Below are 21,119 nucleotides of genomic sequence, written 5' to 3' on the forward strand. Positions count from 1 at the left end.
TTTTCGGCGCGGCTGCGCCGCACCGAAGCCTCCGGCGGGGATATTTTGCCACAGTGAATTTGCGGGCGCGCCATTGCCCTTCACTGTGAAAAAAATATCCTCGCCGAAGGCATCCGTCACCGGCAAAAGGGCGCGCGGCGGATATTGTGGCGGTGGGGGATGTGCGGGGCCGGACGGGGGGCACCTGATATCCCGCCGGCTTTTGAGAGAAATCCGTTTCAATCCTCCAGTGCCAGCAGATAGGCGGCGATGGCGTCAAGTTCGCTGCGCGGCAGTTGTGCGAGGCTTTCCACGACCGGCGCCATGGCGCCGCCGGCCACGTCGAAATCGGGGGTGAAGCCGCTGGCCAGATAGCCGGCGATATCCTGTTGCGTCCAGCCCAGTTCACCGGGGGTGATCGGCGGGATGCGCCCTTCGCCCGACGGGTTCGGCGCCCCTTGCATCCAGCGGTCCGTGTCCAGGCCGCCCAGGCGGTCGCGCGGGGTGTGGCATTCGGCGCAATGGCCCAGCGCCTCGACCAGGTAGCGCCCGCGCTGTACCTCGTCGCTCAGCGCGCCTTCGAGCACCCAGCCGTCATCAAGGTAAAGGGCCTTCCACAGTCCGAGGTTGCGGCGGATCGAGAAGGGAAATGGAAGCTCGTGCGGGGCATCCGGTGTGTTGCTGGCGGGCAGCGTTTGCAGGAAGGCCCAGAGGTCGGCCACATCCTGCGGGTCGGCGCAAATATAGGCGGTGTAGGGAAAGGCGGGGTAGTAATGCCGCCCATCGGGCGAGACGCCGCGCAGCATCGCGTTGCCGAATTCCGCCAGCGTCCAGCCGCCGATGCCGTGTTCCGGATCGGGCGAGATATTGGGGGCGACGAAGGTGCCGAAGGGGCTTTCGAAGCGCTGCCCGCCCGCCAGCAGGAGGCGCGCGTCGCCGCTGGCGTCATCCGTGGCGTGGCACGAGGCGCAGCCCGCCGCCCAGAAGATGGCCTCGCCGGCCCGGGCCTCGCCGGCAAGCCCGGCGAAGGCCTGGTCGGGCAGCGGGGCGGGGCGGGTCAACCACCAGTATCCCGCGCCGCCCAGCGCGATCAGCGTGACCAGAGCAATTGCAGATTTTCTCATCGCAAGCATGGTGCCCGGCCCGGAACGGAGGCGTTTGTCGGCGCGGGCGCGGCCTCAGTCGGCGCGATTGACATCATGGCAGGCGCGGCAGGCCTGTGCCACCGGGCCAAGCGCGCCGCGCAGCGCATCGAGGTCGTCGCCCGCGGCGGCTTCCATTGCGCGGGTCGCGCTGCGCAGGGCGTCAAGCTTTTCGGCAAAGCCGTCAGGGTCGTCCCAGACATTGGGCAGGGCGCGGGTGCCGTCATGGGCGACATTGTCCGAGCCTTCGGGCCAGAGGCCACGCTGATCAAGGCTGGCCACGCGGGCCATGTTCGCGGCCGCGGCGGCCGCGGTCTCGGCGTCATAGGGGATGTCGCCGCGCGTCATCCCGACCAGCGGGCCGAGATTGAAGGCGAGCAGCCTGAACTGCCCCTGCCGGGCTTCGATCGGGGTTTCGTGCGGCCCCTCTGCCTGCGCGGCGCCGAGGCCGAGAATGAGTGCAAGGCCGGTTGCGGCGAATAGTTTTACGGTTTTCATGACTGTTCCTGAACCTGTTGAACGAATGCAGCGCGATGCTAACAACAGGCTTCGCCACAGGGCAAACGCGCGGGCCATGTGCGCCTGTCACATCAGCGTGACCGGCACAATCGGGCAGGGGCGCCTCAGGGCGCGCGCAGGCGCATCCCGCGGCCATCGACGGTGAGCGCCTCGGGCCAGCCGAAGAAATGCTCGACCGCGGCAAGCCCCAGCGCCACGGCGATGATGCCCGCGATCAGCATCATCATGCGCTTGGAGGGCGGATGCTGCGCCCAGCGACGCAGCCGCACAAGCCAGAACAGGTTCATTCCACGAACCGCACCTTGCCGATATGCGGCAGGTTGCGGTTGCGCTGCGCATAGTCGATGCCATAGCCCACGACGAATTCATCGGGGATCTCGAAACCCGTCCAGGTGGCGCGGATATCGACCTCGCGCCGCGAGGGCTTGTCGAGCAGCGCGCAGACCTCGAGCCGTTTTGGCGCGCGGCTGAGCAGCAGGTTGCGCACATGATGCAGGGTGAAGCCGGTATCGACGATATCCTCGACCACCAGCACGTCGCGCCCGGCGATCTCGCCGCGCAGGTCCTTGAGGATGCGCACCTCACGCGAGGATTTTGTCGAATTGCCGTAGCTCGACGCCTCCATGAAATCCACCTCGACAGGCAGGTCGATCTCGCGCACCAGGTCGGCGATGAACACGAACGAGCCGCGCAGGAGGCCGACCACGATCAGCTTGTCGGTATCATGAAAATGGCGGGTGATTTCGCGCGCCAGCGCCTCGACCCGCGCGGCGATGGATTTGGCCGAGATCATCTCGTCGATCACGTAGTTTTGCTGCGACATGGGCGCCCCTTGATTTTGTCGGCGCATTCTAGGACATGTCGCGCCACTGTCACCCGATAATGAACGAAGGCCAGATGCCCCGACATCAGGAGAAACGTCAACTGCCCTATACCGCCCGCCAGATGTACGATCTGGTGGCCGATGTTGCGGCCTATCCGAAATTCCTGCCCTGGACGGCGGCCGCGCGCATCCGCTCGCGCACGCCCTTCGACGAGGGCGAGGTGATGGAGGCCGACCTGGTGATCTCGTTCAAGGTGTTTCGCGAACGTTTCGGCAGCCGGGTGACGCTCTGGCCGGAAAAACTGTGCATCGACACCGAGTATATCGACGGCCCCTTCAAGCACATGCGGGCGCATTGGCAGTTCCGCGATCTGGACACGGGCGGCTGCGAGGTCGATTTCCAGGTCGATTTCGAGTTTCGCAACGCCATCCTGCGGCGGCTGATCGGGGTGGTGTTCAACGAGGCGATGCAGCGCATCGTCGGCGCGTTCGAGCGTCGCGCGGCCGAGTTGCACGGGCCGGGCGCGGCGCGGTCGGGCGGGTAGGCGGCCCCCCCCCCACACAGACCGGCCATGCAAACGCTTGGGAGTGGAGCCGCGCCATCGGCAGGCCGCGGGCTGCCGGACCGGCGGCGAAACGGGGCACTTTATGGCAGCCAAACTCGTATGACCTTCGGGCGATGCGCCTGTAATCGACAAATCGGCAGGCCGAGGGGGCGGCCTGCCGATGGCGCGGCGGGCTCACGCCCATGATGCCGCGCCAGCCCGCGGCCTGCCGCTGCCGCGCCGCGCGCGCGGCGCCCTAGCCGGGCTGCTCCAGCGCGCCCAGCATCATCGCCAGCGCATGATCGACCGTGGCGCTGCGCACCTTCGCCCGCCCCAGCGCCCCGAAATCGCGCGTTTCGGTATGTGTTGGCCGCCCGCGCCGGGCCAGGCCGAAGCACACGCGCCCCTCTGGCTTGTGCTCCGACCCGCCCGGCCCGGCAATGCCGGTGACGGAAATCGCCATGTCGGCGGGGCTGTGGGCCAGCGCGCCTTTGGCCATCTCGCGCGCGACCTCTTCCGACACGGCGCCAAAGTGTTCCAGCGTGTCGGGGCGCACGCCCAGCATCTCGGCCTTGGCGGCGTTGGAATAGGTCACAAACCCGCGCTCGAACACATCCGACGACCCGGCGATATCGGTCAGCGCGGCGGCGATCATCCCGCCGGTGCAGCTTTCGGCGCAGGCGATGCGCTGCCCGGCCGCGCGGGCGGCGTGCAGCAGCTGTTCGCCTGCCGCCCGGCTCATACGCCCAGAATCCCGTGCGAGATGCCGGCGGCAAAGACCACCGCCACCGCGGCGAACACCCCGGCGATCACATCGTCAAGCATCACGCCCAGCGGGTCATGGCGCCGGTCGGCCCAGCCGATGGGGCCGGGCTTCCAGATGTCGAACAGGCGGAAGGCCAGGAACGCCACCACCCAGCCCGGCCAGAGCGCCAGCATGCCGACGCCCTGCATGGTGGCCCCCAGTGAAACCGGCCACAGCGCGATCCACATGCCGGCCACCTCGTCGATGACGATCTCGGAAGGGTCCGGGTCATCGGTGTCGGCGGTCTCGACCATCGTCACCCACCAGCCCAGCAGGAACACCGCGATGCTGGCCACCGCGAGCGCGGGAAACCCGCCCAGAACATGAATGACCCAGGCAGCGGGCAGCGCGGCGAGCGAGCCCCAGGTGCCGGGGCCGGGGCGCATCAGCCCCGCGCCGAAGAAGGTTGCGATCAGTCGGCTTGTTGTCATGGGGATACCAGTGTTGCTGTGGCGAGCGCGGCAATCCCTTCGCGCCGGCCGGTGAAACCCAGCTGCTCGCTGGTGGTGGCCTTGACGCTGACGCGGCCGGGATCGACGGTCATGATTGCGGCCAGCGCGGCGCGCATGGCCTCGGCATGGGGGCCTATCTTCGGCGCCTCGCAGATCAGGGTGACATCTGCGCTGGAGATGCGAAAGCCCCGCGCGGCCACGCGGGCGGCGGCATGTTCCAGAAAGATCCGGCTGTCGGCGCCTTTCCATTGCGGGTCGGAGGGCGGGAAATGCCGGCCGATATCGCCCTCGGCCAGCGCGCCATAGATCGCGTCGGTCAGGGCGTGCATCCCGACATCGGCGTCGGAATGCCCCTCGAGCCGCTGCGCGAACGGCAGCGTGACGCCGCACAGCGTGACCGCATCGCCCGGCGCGAAGCGATGCACGTCGAATCCGGTGCCGGTGCGTATATCCATCGGCAATTCTCCGAGAAGGCGCTCGGCGCGGGCGATATCGCCGGGCCAGGTAATCTTGATGTTGGTCTCATCCCCTTCCACGATCTCCACGTCAAGCCCGGCGGCGCGGGCGATTTCGACATCATCGGCGGCGCTCTCGCTGCCATGGGTCCGGTGGGCGGCGTGGATGGCGACATAGTCGAAGGCCTGCGGGGTCTGCGCACGGAACAGCTCCGCGCGCGGCACGGCTTCAATCACGCGGCCCGCCGCGCCGCGCCAGAGCGCATCGCTGACCGGCAGGGCCGGCGCGGCGGCCACGCCGCGATCCAGCGCCGCAAGCAGCCGCGCGATCAGCCTGGGGCTGACAAGCGGGCGCGCGCCGTCATGGATCAGCACGCGGCGCATCCCGCGCCCCTCGAGCGCGTCCAGCGCGTTGCGCACAGACGCGGCGCGCGTGCTGCCGCCTGAAACCACCTCGGTTCCGTCCTCCATAAGCTGGCGGGCGCGGATCATGTCATCGGGGTGAACGACCAGCAGAATCAGCCCGACCCCGGCACGCCGGAAGGCATCGCACGCATGTGCCACCACCGGACGCCCGGCAAGAAGCTGCCATTGCTTTGGCAGATCGCCCCCCAGCCGGGTGCCTCGCCCGGCGGCAACGATGATGGCGGCTGTGGTCATGAATTCTCCGGCCTGAATTCGACTGGTCTATGGGATGACCCGGCAACTGACAATGCTTTGGCAGATCGCGCCAGAAATGCACAAAAAATAGGCAAATGGCCACGGCGTCAGCAATTTCGGCAGCATTCAATTGCAAGCAGAGGGGCGGGCGATTAGCTAGGCAGGGCAAACCGCACAAGGAATAGGCATTTGTCCATCTCGCTGGCAGGCATACCGATCGATCCGCCCGTGGCGCTGGCGCCGCTGGCCGGAATCACCGATCTGCCCTTTCGCCGGCTGGTGGCGGGGTTCGGTGCGGGCTGGGTGGTCTCCGAGATGGTCGCCAGCCAGGAGGTGGTGCAGGGTCGCCCGCTGGCCCGTGCACGGGCCGAACTGGGGCTGGGCGAGGGACGCACCGCCGTCCAGCTTGCCGGGCGCGATGCCCGCTGGATGGCCGAGGCCGCTCGCTGGGCCGAGGCAAACGGCACACGGATCATCGACATCAACATGGGCTGCCCCGCGCGCAAGGTGACGGGGGGCATGTCCGGCTCGGCGCTTATGCGCGACCTCGACCATGCCTTGCGGCTGATCGAGGCGGTGGTGGGCGCGGTGCGTGTGCCGGTCACGCTCAAGACGCGGCTGGGCTGGGATGACGATTGCCTGAACGCGCCCGATCTGGCCCGGCGGGCCGAGGCCGCCGGGGTGGCGATGGTCACGATCCACGGGCGCACGCGCTGCCAGTTCTACAAGGGCCGCGCCGACTGGGCGGCGATTGCGCGCATCAAGCAGGCAGTGTCGATCCCGGTTATCGCCAATGGCGACATCACCGACGGCGAAAGCGCGCGCGCGGCGCGCGCGGCCTCGGGCGCCGATGGCGTGATGGTGGGGCGCGGCGCGCAGGGGCGGCCCTGGCTGCTGGCGCAGATCGCCGCGGCGTTGGCCTGCAAGCCGGTGCCAGAAGCACCTGCGCAAAACGAGTTTTCTGACATTGTATCAGGGCATTACGAGGCAATGCTCAGCTTTTACGGTAACGATCTTGGCCTGCGTGTGGCGCGCAAACATCTGGGTTGGTACATGGATGTCGCGGGCACGTTGCCGGCCTTGCGCAAGGCCGTGCTGACAGCAGACCAACCCGCCGAGGTGCTGCGCCTGATCCCGCGCGCGCTGGAGCGGGCTAATGTGCGGGCCGATACGCGGAGGGCCGCGGCATGAACCCGCCCGAAGCCACGCGGCTCTGGACGTCGCTGCCCATTCCGGCCTTTATCATCGGCGATGACGATACGATCATCGAGGTGAACCCGGCGGGCGAGGCGTTCGTGAACGTCTCGGCGCGCGTGCTGCGGGCGGCGCCGGCCTTCGACCGGCTGGTGATAGACGCCGACATGCCTGATGCCTGCACGCGGGTGCGGCGCAACCAGGCGCCGCTGTTTCTCAACGACGCCCAGGTCGGCACGGGCGAGCGTGCGCCGGTGATGTGCAATATCCAGGTCGCGCCGCTGGCCGATGATCCGGGGCGGCTGCTGATGCTGATCACCCCGCGCGAGATTGCCGGGCGGCTGGGGCAGGCCAACAGCGTGGCCTCGGCGGCCAAGGCGGCCATCGGCATGTCGGCGATGCTGGCGCATGAGATCAAGAATCCGCTGGCGGGGATCACCGGCGCGGCGCAACTGCTTTCCATGAGCCTGGACAAGGACGGCCGCGAGCTGACCGATCTGATCGTCGAGGAATCGCGGCGCGTGGTGAAGCTGCTTGAGCAGGTCGAACAGTTCGGCAACCTGCGCCCGCCCGACCTGAAGCCGGTGAATATCCACGATGTGCTTGATCGCGCGCGGCGTTCGGCCGTGGTGGGCTTTGCCGCGCACATGACCATCCTCGAGGATTACGACCCCTCGCTGCCGCCCGCGCTGGTCGATCGCGACCAGCTGTTGCAGGTGGTGCAGAACCTGCTGAAGAACGCGTCCGAGGCGGCAGGCGATGCGGGCGGCACCATTCGCCTGCGCAGCTTTTACGACCTTTCGCTGCGGATGCGCGGGCGGGCGCTGCCGCTTCAGATCGAGATCATCGACGACGGGCCGGGCCTGCCGTCGGCCATCGCCGGCGACGTGTTCGAACCTTTCGTTTCGGGGCGCGAGAACGGCACCGGCCTGGGTCTGGCGCTCGTGTCCAAGATCATATCGGAGCATGACGGCTGGGTTGCCGTCGATTCCGTGCCGGGCCGGACGGCATTCCGCATTTCGCTGCCGGTTGCGACGACGCTCAAGGAGGCACCCTGATGGACGGCACGATACTGGTGGCCGATGACGACCGCACGATCCGCACGGTGCTTACCCAGGCGCTGACGCGGGCGGGCTGCAAGGTTCATGCGACATCGTCGCTTACCACGCTGATGCGCTGGGTCGACGAGGGCAAGGGCGACCTTGTCGTCACCGATGTGATGATGCCCGATGGCAACGGGCTCGAGATGATCCCGAGGATTGCCGAGTTGCGCCCTGGCCTTCCGGTGATCGTGATCTCGGCGCAGAACACTATCATGACGGCGATCCAGGCCGCCGAGGCCGAGGCCTTCGATTACCTGCCCAAGCCCTTCGACTTGCCCGACCTGATGAAACGCGCGGGCCGCGCGCTGGAAACCCGCCGCCATGCCCGGCGCGCGCCCGAAGCGCCGCCAAGACCGGCCGAGATTGCTGGCGAGGATCTGCCGCTGGTGGGGCGCACCGGCGCGATGCAGGCGCTTTACCGGCTGGTCGCACGAGTGATGAACAGCGATGTGCCGGTTCTTGTCACCGGCGAATCCGGCACCGGCAAATCGCTGATCGCGCGGGCGATTCATGATTTCTCGGATCGCCGCGGCCTGCCTTTCGTAGTGGCCCGACCCAGTGATCTGGAAAGCCTCGATGGCCCCGAGACGCTGCTGTCGCGAGCGCGGGGCGGCACGCTGGTATTCGACGAGATCGCCGATTACGACGACGCCGCGCAGGCGCGCATCGTGCGGATGCTCGACAATCTCGCCGATAACGCGCCGCGCATCATTGCCACCAGCCAGCAGGACCTTTCCGGGCAGATGGAGGCCGGCACCTTCCGGCAGGATCTGTTCTATCGTATCAATGGGGTCACGATCGCGGTGCCCAGCCTGCGCGAGCGGGTCGATGACATCGCGCTCCTGGCCGAGCATTTCCTGGCGCGTGCCGCGCGTGATGGCGGCCCCGTGCGACAGCTCGGCGATGACGCACTCGAGGTGATCCGCGCCTACACATGGCCGGGCAATGTGCGGCAACTGGAAAATACCCTGCGCCGGCTGATCATGACCGGTATCGAGCCGGAGATCAGCCGCGCCGAGGTCGAGCAGGTGCTGGGCAACCAGCCCGCGACCGAACCGCTGCGCAGCGTGAACTCGGGCGACAAGCTGTCGGAATCGGTAGCGCGGCACCTGCGGCGCTATTTCGATCTGCATGGCAACAGCCTGCCGCCGCCGGGGCTCTACACCCGCATCCTGCGCGAGGTGGAGCTGCCGTTGCTCGAGATCGCTCTCGATGCCACGGGGGGCAATCAGGCGAAATGCGCCGAGCTACTCGGGATCAACCGGAACACCCTGCGCAAGAAGATCACCGATCTTGATATTCGCGTGACACGCCGCCGCAAATTGATGTAAATTGGTCACATAAGCGTGGCCCGGAGGCGTCAGTGCAGCGCCACTCCTGAACGAGGCTGCAAACGGCGGCAGGCCGCCCGGGCGCGGCCAAATGGGCGGGGGGACCCGGTTGCAACGGGTATCGACAAGCGCGACCTGGAACAAGCTGGTGCGGCTGCGCCGCCGGCGCAGGGTGCAGAACTTTGCCACCCTGGGGCTGGTGCTGCTGGGGCCTGCGCTCGTGCTGGCGACGTTTCTTGCGGTCGGGCCGCTTAACCAGGAACTGGATTCGACGACTCTGCGGCTGATCCTGCTGGCCGACATGGTTTATGTGCTGGTGGTCGCGGCGCTGATCATCGCGCGCGTGGCCCGGATGGTGGCGGCGCGGCGCGAAAAATCGGCCGGCTCGCAGTTGCACCTGCGGTTGACCGGGGTTTTCGGCCTTGTCGCGCTGGTGCCGACCGTATCGGTGGCGGTTTTCGCGGGCATGACGATCAATATCGGGCTTGAGGGCTGGTTTTCCGACAGGGTGCGGCAGGTGGTGGGCAATTCGCTGGCCGCCGCGCAGGCCTACGAGGCCGAGCACGAGCGCGACCTGATCGAGGATGCCGAGGTGCTGGCCGAGTATATCAACGTGGCCCAGCAGGCGGTTTTCTTTCTGTCGGATGGCGAGTTGCGGCAGATCCTGACCCAGGGCCAGACGCAGATCCAGCGCGGGCTGCGCGAGGCCTTCGTCATCGATGGCAGCGGCGAGATCCGCGCCCGCGGCGAACGCTCCTATCTCTTCGATTTCGAACGCCCCGGCGAAGAGGACCTGGCGCGCGCCCTGGCCGGCGAAACGGTGGTCATCAAGGACTGGACGAATGATGAATTCCGCGCGCTCGTGCCGCTCGAGGCCTTTGCCGACCGGCTGCTTTACGTGTCGCGCAATGTCGATGGGGCGATTCTGAACCTGCTGGACGAAACCCGCGAGACAATCGTTCTGTATCAGCAGCTTGAACGCGAGCGCGGGCGCATCCTGTTCGAGTTCAGCCTGCTTTACCTTGGGTTTGCGCTGATTCTCATCCTGGCGGCGATCTGGCTGGGGTTGTGGTTTGCCGAACGGCTGTCGCGCCCGGTGGGGCGGCTGGCCGGCGCGGCCGAGCGCGTGGGCCAGGGCGATCTCGACGTGCAGGTGTTGGAAGACCGCGGCAATGACGAATTCGCGACTCTCGGGCGGGTGTTCAACCAGATGACCCGGCAGCTTAAACGGCAGCGCGAAACCCTGCTCGAGAACAACCGCCAGATCGAGGCGCGGCGGCGGCTGTTCGATTCGGTTCTTTCCTCGGTCTCGCCGGGGGTGATCGGGCTGGACGATACGGGCCGGGTCGATTTCGTGAACCGTTCGGCCGAGACGCTGTTGCAGATCGACCCGGCCAGGGCGATCGGCCACCCGCTGGGCGAGGCAGTGCCCGAGTTCGCCGCGCCTTTCGATGCGCTGCGCGACAGCGGGCGCAGCCATGCACAGGAAGAGCTGCGCATCAGCCGGGGCGGGCGGCTTGAGACCTTGCTGGTGCGGCTGGCCACCCGGCGCAGCGATGGCGGCGCGCTCGAAGGGTATGTGGTTGCCTTCGACGATGTGACCGACCTGGTCAGCGCCCAGCGGCTGGCGGCCTGGGGCGATGTGGCCCGCCGCATCGCGCATGAGATCAAGAACCCGCTCACCCCGATCCAGCTTGCGGCCGAACGCATCAAGCGCAAGTTCCGCCCGCTGGTTGGTGACGAAGCCGAGGCGCTGGACTCTCATGCCGATGTAATCATACGGCAAACCAATGACTTGCGGCGCATAGTTGATGAGTTTTCGCGCTTTGCCCGGATGCCCGAGCCCGATCGCCGCAGCCAGGACATCGTGCGGCTGGTGCGCGATGCGGTTCTGCTGCAGGAGGCGGGGCTGCCGGACGTGAAGATCACCGCCGACCTGCCCGATGAATCGCTGGTGCTGGAAATCGACGCCACGATGCTTTCGCAGGCTTTCACGAACCTTATCAAGAACAGCGGAGAAGCAATTGAAAGCCTTGTAAAAAGTGGCATCCCCGAGGGTTATTCTCCGGAAATCCGCGTTGCGCTGGAACACGACGAGGCATCGGTGCGCATCACCATCTGCGACAACGGCATCGGCCTGCCGGAAGACAGCGCGCGCCTGTTCGAGCCCTACGTCACCACCCGCGACGAGGGCACCGGGCTGGGCCTTCCAATTGTCAAGAAGATCATCGAAGAACATGGCGGCACGCTGCGCCTGGGCGATGCGCCGGTATTCGGCGGCGCCGCACGGCCCGGAGCACAGGCCGAGATCCGCCTGCCGCTGCTGACCGAGGCGGCATCCAACCTTAAGCGAGTGCGATAAGAAATTGCAGGAGTTATAAAATTGGGCGACATCCTGATAGTTGACGATGAACGCGATATTCGCGAACTGATTGCGGATATCCTGCGCGATGAGGGCTACGGGATCAGGCTGGCCCCGGATTCCGACACCGCCATGGCCGAGATCAACGCCGACCCGCCGGCGCTGATAATCCTCGACATCTGGCTCAAGGGCAGCGCGATGGACGGGATCGACATTCTGATGACCGTCAAGCGCTCGAATCCCGACATTCCGGTGGTGATCATCTCGGGCCACGGCAATATCGAGATCGCCGTCGCCGCGATCAAGCAAGGCGCCTATGACTTCATCGAAAAGCCGTTCAACATCGACCAGCTTCTCGTGGTGATCGGCCGCGCGATGGAGGCCTCGCGGCTGCGGCGCGAGAACGTGGAACTGCGGCGCCGCGATGTCGTCGAGACCGACATGATCGGCAACTCGCCCGCCTTCCGCACGCTGAAGAGCCAGCTTGAGAAAGTCACCAAATCCAATGGCCGGGTGATGCTCTGGGGGCCTTCGGGCGCGGGCAAGGAGATGGCCGCGCGCTTCATCCATGCCAATTCCGGCCGCGCCGAAGGGCCGTTCGTGACCGTCAGCGCCGCCTCGATCGAACCTGCGCGCATGGAAGAGGTGCTGTTCGGCCGCGAATCCGCCGGCCGCGGAATCGAGCAGGGGCTGCTCGAACAGGCGCATGGCGGGGTGATCTACCTGGATGAGGTGGCCGACATGCCGCCCGGCACGCAATCGAAGATCCTGCGCGTTCTGGTCGAGCAGCAATTCATGCGCGTGGGCGGCTCCGACAAGGTGCGGGTGGATCTGCGGGTGATTTCCTCAACCACGCGCGACCTGAAGGCCGAGATTGCCGCCGGAAACTTCCGGCAGGAACTCTACGACAGGCTGAACGTGGTGCCCATCACCGTGCCTTCGCTGGAAGAGCGGCGCGAGGACATCCCCGAACTGGCGCGGCACTTTATCGTCCAACTCAACCGCAGCCAGGGCCTGCCCGCGCGCGAGCTCTCGGAGGAGGCCAAGGCGCTCTTGCAGACGACGGCCTGGCCCGGCAACGTCCTGCAATTGCGCAACGTGATCGAACGTGTGCTGATCCTGGGCGACAGCAACGGCGCGATCCGCGCGCAGGAATTGCAGGGCGAGGGCGGCAACAGCGACGAGCCGGGGCGGATCGTCATGTCGGGGGGGCTGGCCACGCTGCCGCTGCGCGAGGCGCGCGAGCTGTTCGAACGCGAATACCTACTGACCCAGATCAACCGCTTCGGCGGCAATATCAGCCGCACCGCCAATTTCGTCGGCATGGAACGCTCGGCGCTGCACCGCAAGCTCAAGTCGCTGGGGGTCGTGACAGGCAACGCGAATGGCCCCAACCGCAAGCCGGATGCCGCCGAGGAAAGCGAGGCCTGACAGCCCGCGGGGCCGGCGCGATTGACGCCCTGTTGGCGCTCTGTCATGCAAGGCTGCGAGCAGGGCTACGGGCCGCGAGAAGGAAGCGACGATGAAGATCATCATCTGCGGGGCCGGGCAGGTTGGCTGGCAGATCGCGCGGCGGCTGTCGAACGACACCAACGATGTCACGCTGGTCGATAACAATCCCGCACTGGTGCGCCGGGCAACCGAGGTGCTTGATGTGCAGGGGGTGACGGGGTTTGCCTGCCATCCCGAGGTGCTCGATGCCGCGGGCGCGCGCGACGCCGACATGATCATCGCCGCCACCTATTCCGACGAGGTCAACATGGTGACCTGTCAGGTGGCGCATTCGGTGTTCAACGTCACCCGCAAGATCGCGCGGCTGCGGGCGCAGAGCTATCTCGACCCGCGCTATTCCGATCTCTACCGCCGCGAACATCTGCCCATCGACGTCATCATCAGCCCCGAGCGCGAGGTTGCCGGCGCCGCCTTGCGCCGCCTTCGCGCGCCCGCGGCCTTTGACATTGCCGAGTTTCTCGACGGGCAGGGGCAGCTCATGGGAATCGCGCTGGACGAGGACTGCCCGGTGCTCAACACTCCGCTGCAGCAGTTGACCGATCTCTTTTCGACCCTGCGCGCGATGGTCGTCGGCGTGCGGCGCGACAAGACGCTCTTTGCCCCCGAACCCGAGGACCAGCTTTTCGCGGGCGACCAGATCTATCTGTTCACCCATTCCGATGACGTGGACCGCTCGCTCGAGGTCTTCGGCAAACCCGTGCTGCGGCAGGAACGCGCACTGATCATCGGCGGCGGCAATGTCGGGCTGACCGTGGCGCGCGCGCTGGAGGCCGGGCCGCGCCGGATGCGTGTGCGGGTGATCGAGGCGGACCGCGCCCGCGCCGAGAAGGCCGCCGACGCGCTTGAGCGCACGATCGTGCTGCATGGCGATGGGCTGGACCCCGAGCTGCTGCAGGAAGCCGGCGTTGCGACCGCCGATGCCGTGCTGACCGTCAGCAATGACGACAAGACCAACATGCTGGCTGCGGTGCGGGCCAAGACGATGGGCTGCTCGCTCTCGATCGCGCTGATCAACGACCCCTCGCTTGCGCCGCTGATGGAGCCGCTGAACATCGACGCCCATATCGTGCCGCGCGCGACCACGGTTTCGTCGATCCTGCGGCATGTGCGCCTGGGGCGGGTGCGGCAGATCTATTCGGTCGGTGATAACGAGGCCGAGGTGATCGAGGCGCAGGTGCTGGCCGCCTCGCCGATGGCCGGGCAGCGCATCCGTGACATCGATTTCCCCGAGGGGGTGCTGGTGGGCGCCGTCCAGAAGGGGGGCGCGTTGCAGCGCCCGCGCGGCAGCACCGTTCTGGAAGATGGCGATGTGGTCGTCATCTTCGCGCTGGCGGCGGATGTGCCGGCGGTGGAGCGGCTCGTGCAGGTCTCCGTGGACTATTTCTGATCCGATGCGCCGGCTGGTCGATCTGCCGCTTCTTGTGCTGCTTCTCGGGGCAGCGGGGCTGGCGATGCTGGTGCCTGCCGGTTATGCGCTGATCGAGGGCGAAAGCGCGGCGGCCGAGAACTTTGCCCTGAGCGCGCTCATCGTGCTGGTGTTCGGCGCGCTGCTGGGGGTCGCGACGCAGCGCTACGATCCGCGCGATCAGGTGCGCAGCCAGATGATTTCGCTTGTCGGGGCCTATCTGCTGCTGCCGCCGGTGCTGGCCCTGCCGATGGCAGGGGCGGTGCCGGGGCTGGGCTTTGCCGGGGCCTGGTTCGAGATGGTTTCGGCCTTCACCACCACCGGCGCGACGGTGATCGAGGCGCCCGAGACAGTCGCGCGCGCGGTGCATCTGTGGCGTTCGCTGGTGGGCTGGCTGGGCGGCTTTTTCGTGCTTCTGGTCGCCATTGCGCTTCTCGCGCCGCTCAATCTGGGCGGGCTTGAGGTGGAAACCGGCCGCGCCGTGGGTCGCGCCGAGCCGGGGCTGCTGGGGCCGCGCATGGACGGGTCGGCGCGGCTGCTGATCTATCTGCGGCTGCTGGCGCCGCTCTATGGTGGGCTGACGCTGGCGCTCTGGCTGGGGCTGGTGGTGGCGGGGGACGAGGTTTTCACCGCGCTCTGCCATGCGATGGCGATCCTTTCGACCTCAGGCATAACCCCGCTGGCCGAGCCGGCCGCCTCCGGGTCGGGGCGGCTGGGCGAGGCGCTGATGTTGGGCTTTCTGATCTTTGCGATCACCCGGCGCAGCCTGCCGGGCCGGGTTCAGCCCGACCAGCGGCGCCGGCTGCGGCGCGATCCCGAACTGCACCTTGCGGCACTGGTAGTGGGGGTGCTGTCGCTGGCGATGTTCCTGCGGCACTGGCTGGGCGCCGCGCCGGGCGAGGATGACAGCCTTGCCGGCGCGCTGCGTGCGATCTGGGGAAGCCTGTTCACGCTCACCTCGTTCCTGACTACCACGGGTTTCATTTCGGGCGACTGGGAGCACAGCCGTGCCTGGGCCGGGCTGACCGCGCCGGGGCTGTTGCTGGCGGGCGTGGCGCTGATCGGCGGCGGTGTGGCCACCACCAGCGGCGGGATCAAGCTCTTGCGTCTTTACGCGCTGTACCGGCAAGGCTGGCACGAGATGGAGAAACTCGTGCATCCGAACGTGGTGGCCGGCGGCGGCGGGCGGGCGCGCAAGCTGCGGCGCGAGGGGGCCTATGCCGCCTGGATCGCCTTCATGCTGTTTCTGCTCACGCTGGCGCTCACGGTGGCCGCGCTTTCGATTTCGGGGGCCGGGTTTGAGGTGGCGCTGATCTATTCGGTGGCCTCGGTCACCACGACCGGGCCGCTTGTCGCGATCATGGGCGAGGCCGGGCCGGGCTTTGCCGGGCTGAATGACGGGCAGCGCGCGCTCCTGGCGCTGGCCATGACATTGGGGCGGCTCGAGATGCTGGCGATCGTGGCGCTTCTGGTGCCCGAGTCGTGGCGCCGCTGAGCGCGCCGCAGGCGGACTTTGCGGTTTTGGGGTGGAAACTCCGCCTTTCCCGCACCATACTTCCTGCAAATGGCCGAAGCTGCGAAGGGGCGCCCCTTCGCGACAAAACAAAAGGGTGGAACCCAATGGCTTCAGATAAACAACAGAATTTGCAGGACGCCTTTCTCAACCATGTTCGCAAGAACAAGACGCCCGTCACCGTATTTCTCATAAACGGGGTCAAGCTGCAGGGAGTGATAACCTGGTTCGACAATTTCTGCGTGCTGCTGCGCCGCGACGGGCAATCGCAACTTGTCTACAAACACGCGATCTCGACGATCATGCCGGGGCAGCCGATCAGCCTTTATGAAGGTGAAGAGTAAGCCGGCCGTGCCATCGGCCCGGTCAGGGGCCGTGCACCACCCGCGGCCCGGGCGCGCCGGGGTGCCTGCCGCGTGGTGATCGAGGTGAGCCAGCTCGGCGGGCAGGGCGGCGCACGCAAGACGCGGGCGCTGGTGCTGCACCCCGATATCCGCAGTCAGGAGCGGCGGCGCAGTGCCGAATCGGCGCTGGAAGAGGCCGTGGCGCTGGCCCTCGCCCTGCCTGGGATCGAGATTGTCGGCGCGGCCATCGTCACGCTGCCCAAGGCGCAGCCGGGACGGTTGTTCGGCAAGGGCAAGCTGCAGGAACTCAAGGCGCGGATCGAGGAAGACGAGGTCGAGCTTGTGCTGGTCGATGGCCCGGTCACGCCGGTGCAGCAGCGCAATCTCGAACGCGACTGGAACGTCAAGCTGCTGGACCGCACCGGGCTGATCCTGGAGATTTTTGCGGACCGTGCGCGCACGCGCGAGGGGGTGCTGCAGGTCGAGCTGGCCGCACTGTCCTATCAGCGCACGCGGCTGGTGCGCGCCTGGACCCACCTCGAGCGTCAGCGCGGCGGCCTCGGCTTTGTCGGCGGCCCCGGCGAGACCCAGATCGAGGCTGACCGCCGCGCCATCGACGAGCAGATGACGCGCCTGCGCCGCCAGCTTGAGAAAGTGACCCGCACGCGCGAATTGCATCGTGCCGCAAGGCGGCGGGTGCCGTTCCCGATCGTGGCGCTGGTGGGCTACACCAACGCCGGGAAATCCACGCTGTTCAACCGCCTGACCGGTGCCGAGGTGATGGCCAAGGACATGCTTTTTGCCACGCTCGACCCGACGATGCGGGCGGTTCGGCTCTCGACCGGGGCGCAGGTGATCCTGTCGGATACGGTGGGCTTCATCTCGGACCTGCCGACGCAGCTTGTCGCGGCCTTTCGCGCCACGCTGGAAGAGGTGCTCGAGGCCGATCTGATCTGCCATGTGCGCGACATCTCGCACCCCGAGACCGAGGAACAGGCCGAGGATGTCGAGGCGATCCTCACCAGCCTGGGCGTGGCCGAGGAGACCCCGTTGATCGAGGTCTGGAACAAGTTCGACAGGCTCGATCCGGAGGCGCGCGCGACCCTTCAGGCCCAGGCAGAGCGGCGCGAGAATGTGCTGGCGCTTTCGGCCCTGACGGGCGAGGGGATGGAAGGGCTGGTCGCGCGGATCGGCGCGGTGCTCGATGCCGACCGCCAGCGTCGCGAGATCGTTCTGGGCTTTGATGAAGGCCGCCGCCGCGCCTGGCTCTATGAGCAGGGCGTGGTCGAATCCGAGCGCGAGGCCGAGAACGGCTATCGCCTTGCCGTGAACTGGACCCCTCGCCAGGCCCAGCTTTTTCGCGACATCTGACCGTCTGCCCCGCTGCCCCACGCCGAAAGCGGCTTAGCCACAGACTGCCCGCGACATGTGCGCCCGGCGCGCCGTTCGGCGGAATGTTGCGCACTAGCCCGGTGGAAGCCCGTGCAAGCGGTCTTGTGATTTGACCTGAATCATGGAGTGCGGCTGTGGTTGACGTTAGGGCAGGGCTTCGGCGCCCGAAACATCTCTCAGGAGGACACGCCATGAACGCACCGATCCGTAAAACCCATATCCTGCCCCAGCCCGAGATGCCCGGGGTGGAGGCATGGCAGGCCATGGCTGCGCCCCTGGCAGCGATGCCCTGTATCGGCCCGGTGATCGCGCGCGGCGCCGAGGCTCAGTATGCCATCCTGGGCGAGGTGAGCGCATTCTGGGCGCATTGGCTTGAGCGCCGCCAGCAGGCGCTGGATACGGCTACCAAGGCCGCACAGGAGGTCATGCACGCAGGCGAGACGGGCGCGGGCATCTCTGCCCCGCCGCAGGCGATCGCGGCGTGGTGCGGCGGCTCGGTCGAGCGCATTGCCGAAGACGGGCGCGAGGCACAGCAGGTCGCCGCGCGCTGCATGACGCATCTTGCCGATGCGAATCTCGCCATGCTGCAGGTCTGCATGGCTTTCGCGCCCGGCCGGAAACCGGAGAAAGAACACGCAACCCCGCTTTGATCCGTCAGGGTATTGGGGCAGCCACCGGGGTGCTTGCGGCAGGCGCCCGGCATACACATCTGTAGCCGAGAGAGAATTTTGGGGGCAGGGGCGATGTGGCCCCGCTTGCCCCGTTTGAACACGCCCCGGAAAGAAGGGAGCAATGCCAGATCATGGCCAAGCGATCCGACACGACCACCCCGTCCCGCCGCCAGTCAGCCAGTGGCCGCCGTGCCCGTCCGGCCGCGCGCAAGAGTGTGAAGAAGGCCGCTGTCGCGTCGGCCAGCCCGCCGAAGCCGCAGGCCAAGGCAACCCCGCCAAAACAGGGCCGGACTGCCCGCAGCGCAAAGGCCGAGGCCGCCGGCGCGGGCCGCGCTACCCGGCAGACAGTGCTGGCCGCAGAGGCGCCCGTGCCCCCTAACGGCACGGCCGAGGCCGAGCGCCGGCGCGGGCTGAGTGCCGACCCGCCCGAATTCTGCGCCATGCCGGGCGATGAAATGCCCGATGCCTACGGCACCCGCAGCATGGACAGGGCGTATCAGGCGCATCTGGCCCGCTTCACCGCGGGGATCACGCCCTTCGGGCTGGGGGCGACCTTTGCGGCATGGTGGATCCACCTGATGGGCGCGCCGGGCAAGCAGCTTCAGCTTGTCGAGAAGGCCGGGCGCAAAACGGCGCGGCTGAGCGCCTTTGCCGGTCAGGCCTGGCGCAACGAGGCCTGCACACCCTGCATCGCGCCGCTGTCGCATGACCGGCGTTTTGATGACAAGGGCTGGCGGCAATGGCCTTATAACCTGATCTACCAGAATTTCCTGATGACCCAGCAATGGTGGTACAATGCCACGAACGACGTGCCGGGCCTGACCCCGGCGCAGGAGAAGACGGTTTCCTTCGTCTCGCGGCAGATGCTCGACATGGTGTCGCCGGCGAATTTCATCGCCACCAATCCCGAGGTTCTGCGCACCACGATCGAGCAGGGCGGCGCCAATCTCATGCGCGGCGCGATGAACATGATCGAGGATTGGGACCGCGCGATTTCGCGCAAGCCGCCGCTGGGCGCAGAAGATTACCTGCCCGGCCGCGATGTCGCTGTGACCGAGGGGCAGGTGGTGTATCGCAGCCATCTGTTCGAACTGATCCAGTATGCCCCGAAAACCGGCAAGGTCCGGCCCGAGCCGGTGTTGATCGTGCCCGCCTGGATCATGAAATACTATATCCTCGATCTGTCGCCACAGAATTCGCTGATCGGCTATCTGGTCGAGCAGGGCTATACCGTCTTTGCCATGTCCTGGCGCAACCCCACAGCCGAGGACCGCGAGCTGGGCATGGCGGATTACCTGGGCGGCCTTGGCAAGGCGATGGATGCGGCCTGCGCGATCACTGGCGCCGGGAAACTTCATGCGATGGGCTACTGCCTGGGCGGCACATTGCTGGCGGCGCAGGCGGCCGCCATGGGACGCGATGGTGATGACCGCCTGGCCAGCCTGACATTGCTGGCCACGCAGACCGATTTCAGCGATCCGGGCGAGTTGCAGCTTTTTGTCAGCGAAAGCGAAGTCACGTTCCTGGAAAACATGATGTGGGATCAGGGCTATCTGGACACGCGGCAGATGGCCGGGGCGTTCCAGTTGCTGCGCTCGAACGATCTGATCTGGTCACGCTATGTGCATGAATACCTGATGGGCCGCCGGCAGGAGATGTTCGACCTCATGGCCTGGAACGCCGACGCCACGCGGATGCCCTACCGGATGCACAGCGAGTATCTGCGCCGCTTCTACCTCGATAACGAACTGGCGCGCGGCAAGTACGAGCTGGGCGCCGCGCCTGTGGCGCTGTCGGATATTCAGGCGCCGATCTTCTGCGTCTCGACGCTGTCGGACCATGTGGCGCCCTGGCAATCGGTCTACAAGCTGCACCTGCTGACCGACGCCGACCTGACCTTCGTGCTGACCAAGGGCGGGCACAATGCCGGCATCATCAGCGAGCCGGGGCGCAAGGGGCGCGACTATCGCATCCATTCGCGCGGGCGCGACGATCGCTATCTTTCGCCCGAGGCGTGGCTCGATACGGCGGCACGGCATGATGGCTCGTGGTGGCCGGCCCTTGTGGAGTGGCTGGACGAACGCTCTGGCGCCCCCGTCGCCCCTCCTGCGATGGGGCAGGAAAGCGGCCCCTTTCACGCGCGCGAACCCGCGCCGGGGCATTACGTGATGCAGCGCTGACGGGACGGGACGTGAAGCATTACTTCTCTTCGCTGGTCACGGTCGAATGAAAGCGCGATTTTGAGCGCTCCACATGGCGGAAAAAAGCCTCATGCGCGCGCTCGCGCTGGCCCGAGGCCACGGCATCGACCATTTCGCGATGCTCGCGGTTCGACACCAGCAGCCCGCCCGCCTGCACCAGCCCGCGGGTGCGGCACAGATGCAGCTTGTGCACGAAACTGTGGTATTCGCGCTCAAGCGTCTTGTTGCCGGTCGATTTGATGAGAAAATCGTGAAACGCCAGATTGATCGGGTAATACTGATCGAAATCGCGCGCCTCGACAGCCGCGTCCATGCGGGTGATGAAGCCTTCGAGCTGGTCGAGCAGCGCATCGGTGGCAAGGTCGCTCAAGAGCCGCCCGGCCAGCCCGAAAAGCGCCGCGCGAAGGTCGTAGATTTCCAGCGCTTCCTCGATCGAGATTTCCGCGACGAACACGCCGCGGTTGCGGATGAAGAACACCAATCCCTTGGCCTGAAGGCTGCGCATCGCCTCGCGCAACGGGCCGCGGCTGGTGCCGAAACGGTTGGAAAGCTGGATCTCGTTCAGCCGCTCGCCCGGCTTGAGCTTGCCCGAGAGGATCATCTGCTCAAGCTCGCGCTCGACCACGCCGGTCAGCGAGGTTGTGCGCAACAGGTTCAGGGCCTTGACGGGTTCATCTGGCTCGAGCATGGCTGTTCTTGCGTTTTCGTTTC

The 21,119-nt window shown here is 66.8% G+C and carries 20 protein-coding genes; 12 read left to right on the plus strand and 8 right to left on the minus strand.

The genetic code is table 11. The features are described from left to right. Positions 1-218 precede the first annotated feature (218 nt). The 4 genes from DQ229_RS04215 to hpt form a co-directional block, all read right to left on the minus strand. The gene (locus tag DQ229_RS04215) at positions 219-1,103 is read right to left on the minus strand and encodes a cytochrome c (RefSeq protein ID WP_114965032.1); all 885 of its coding nucleotides are present in this window, start codon (positions 1,101-1,103) and stop codon (positions 219-221) included. A gap of 54 nt (positions 1,104-1,157) precedes the next feature. After that, positions 1,158-1,619: a c-type cytochrome gene (locus tag DQ229_RS04220; RefSeq protein WP_114965033.1), complete on the minus strand. Its 462-nt coding sequence runs from the start codon at positions 1,617-1,619 to the stop codon at positions 1,158-1,160. A gap of 125 nt (positions 1,620-1,744) precedes the next feature. Next, positions 1,745-1,927, minus strand: a complete 183-nt coding sequence (locus DQ229_RS04225; RefSeq protein WP_114965034.1) for a hypothetical protein — start codon at positions 1,925-1,927, stop codon at positions 1,745-1,747. Then, complete coding sequence (gene hpt / locus DQ229_RS04230; protein WP_114965035.1) at positions 1,924-2,463, minus strand: hypoxanthine phosphoribosyltransferase; 540 nt, start codon at positions 2,461-2,463, stop codon at positions 1,924-1,926. The genes DQ229_RS04225 and hpt overlap by 4 nt, the downstream gene beginning before the upstream one ends. Positions 2,464-2,537: 74 nt before the next feature. Between hpt and DQ229_RS04235 the strand changes: the two genes are divergently transcribed. Further along, positions 2,538-3,008 (plus strand): type II toxin-antitoxin system RatA family toxin, encoded by a 471-nt coding sequence (locus tag DQ229_RS04235; RefSeq protein ID WP_114965072.1) that lies wholly within the window; start codon positions 2,538-2,540, stop codon positions 3,006-3,008. 256 nt (positions 3,009-3,264) lie between these two features. On the opposite strand, the gene DQ229_RS04240 is transcribed toward DQ229_RS04235, so the two are convergent. The 3 genes from DQ229_RS04240 to DQ229_RS04250 are packed head-to-tail and all read right to left on the minus strand — an operon-like array spanning position 3,265 to position 5,380. After that, positions 3,265-3,750, minus strand: a complete 486-nt coding sequence (locus tag DQ229_RS04240) for a CinA family protein (RefSeq protein WP_114965036.1) — start codon at positions 3,748-3,750, stop codon at positions 3,265-3,267. Beyond that, a complete protein-coding gene (locus tag DQ229_RS04245) occupies positions 3,747-4,244 on the minus strand; it encodes a phosphatidylglycerophosphatase A family protein (protein ID WP_114965037.1) in 498 nt (165 codons plus the stop codon). Before DQ229_RS04245 ends, DQ229_RS04240 begins: the two co-directional genes overlap by 4 nt. After that, on the minus strand, positions 4,241-5,380 hold the full coding sequence (locus DQ229_RS04250) for a bifunctional 2-C-methyl-D-erythritol 4-phosphate cytidylyltransferase/2-C-methyl-D-erythritol 2,4-cyclodiphosphate synthase (RefSeq protein ID WP_114965038.1): 1,140 nt from the start codon (positions 5,378-5,380) through the stop codon (positions 4,241-4,243). Before DQ229_RS04250 ends, DQ229_RS04245 begins: the two co-directional genes overlap by 4 nt. Before the next feature lie 189 nt (positions 5,381-5,569). Here DQ229_RS04250 and dusB point away from each other — a divergent pair, with 189 nt between their 5' ends. The 11 genes from dusB (at position 5,570) to DQ229_RS04305 (ending at position 20,387) form a co-directional block, all read left to right on the plus strand. Beyond that, positions 5,570-6,571: a tRNA dihydrouridine synthase DusB gene (gene dusB, locus DQ229_RS04255; protein ID WP_114965039.1), complete on the plus strand. Its 1,002-nt coding sequence runs from the start codon at positions 5,570-5,572 to the stop codon at positions 6,569-6,571. After that, complete coding sequence (locus DQ229_RS04260; protein ID WP_114965040.1) at positions 6,568-7,632, plus strand: two-component system sensor histidine kinase NtrB; 1,065 nt, start codon at positions 6,568-6,570, stop codon at positions 7,630-7,632. Before dusB ends, DQ229_RS04260 begins: the two co-directional genes overlap by 4 nt. Beyond that, positions 7,632-9,008 (plus strand): response regulator, encoded by a 1,377-nt coding sequence (locus tag DQ229_RS04265; protein ID WP_114965041.1) that lies wholly within the window; start codon positions 7,632-7,634, stop codon positions 9,006-9,008. Before DQ229_RS04260 ends, DQ229_RS04265 begins: the two co-directional genes overlap by 1 nt. 91 nt (positions 9,009-9,099) lie before the next feature. Then, positions 9,100-11,370 carry a sensor histidine kinase NtrY-like gene (locus DQ229_RS04270; protein ID WP_114965042.1) on the plus strand — a complete coding sequence of 757 codons (2,271 nt, stop codon included), beginning with the start codon at positions 9,100-9,102 and terminating at the stop codon, positions 11,368-11,370. Between the two features lie 21 nt (positions 11,371-11,391). Continuing rightward, positions 11,392-12,801, plus strand: a complete 1,410-nt coding sequence (gene ntrX / locus DQ229_RS04275; RefSeq protein ID WP_114965043.1) for a nitrogen assimilation response regulator NtrX — start codon at positions 11,392-11,394, stop codon at positions 12,799-12,801. 91 nt (positions 12,802-12,892) lie between these two features. Continuing rightward, the gene (gene trkA / locus DQ229_RS04280; RefSeq protein ID WP_114965044.1) at positions 12,893-14,269 is read left to right on the plus strand and encodes a Trk system potassium transporter TrkA; all 1,377 of its coding nucleotides are present in this window, start codon (positions 12,893-12,895) and stop codon (positions 14,267-14,269) included. Between the two features lie 4 nt (positions 14,270-14,273). Continuing rightward, on the plus strand, positions 14,274-15,782 hold the full coding sequence (locus DQ229_RS04285) for a TrkH family potassium uptake protein (protein WP_114965045.1): 1,509 nt from the start codon (positions 14,274-14,276) through the stop codon (positions 15,780-15,782). Positions 15,783-15,907: 125 nt separating this feature from the next. Continuing rightward, positions 15,908-16,144 (plus strand): RNA chaperone Hfq, encoded by a 237-nt coding sequence (gene hfq, locus DQ229_RS04290; protein ID WP_114965046.1) that lies wholly within the window; start codon positions 15,908-15,910, stop codon positions 16,142-16,144. Between the two features lie 72 nt (positions 16,145-16,216). Further along, a complete protein-coding gene (gene hflX / locus DQ229_RS04295) occupies positions 16,217-17,515 on the plus strand; it encodes a GTPase HflX (RefSeq protein ID WP_162300739.1) in 1,299 nt (432 codons plus the stop codon). Between the two features lie 212 nt (positions 17,516-17,727). Then, complete coding sequence (locus DQ229_RS04300) at positions 17,728-18,186, plus strand: hypothetical protein (RefSeq protein WP_114965047.1); 459 nt, start codon at positions 17,728-17,730, stop codon at positions 18,184-18,186. A gap of 152 nt (positions 18,187-18,338) precedes the next feature. Beyond that, entirely contained in the window at positions 18,339-20,387 is a 2,049-nt protein-coding gene (locus tag DQ229_RS04305; protein WP_114965048.1) for a PHA/PHB synthase family protein, read from the plus strand. Between the two features lie 19 nt (positions 20,388-20,406). Here DQ229_RS04305 and DQ229_RS04310 read toward each other — a convergent pair whose 3' ends face one another. Then, positions 20,407-21,096: an FCD domain-containing protein gene (locus tag DQ229_RS04310; RefSeq protein WP_114965049.1), complete on the minus strand. Its 690-nt coding sequence runs from the start codon at positions 21,094-21,096 to the stop codon at positions 20,407-20,409. Positions 21,097-21,119 lie beyond the last annotated feature (23 nt).

The sequence above is a fragment of the Alkalilacustris brevis genome (assembly GCF_003350345.1).
In the GTDB taxonomy this organism is placed as follows: Bacteria; Pseudomonadota; Alphaproteobacteria; order Rhodobacterales; family Rhodobacteraceae; genus Alkalilacustris; species Alkalilacustris brevis.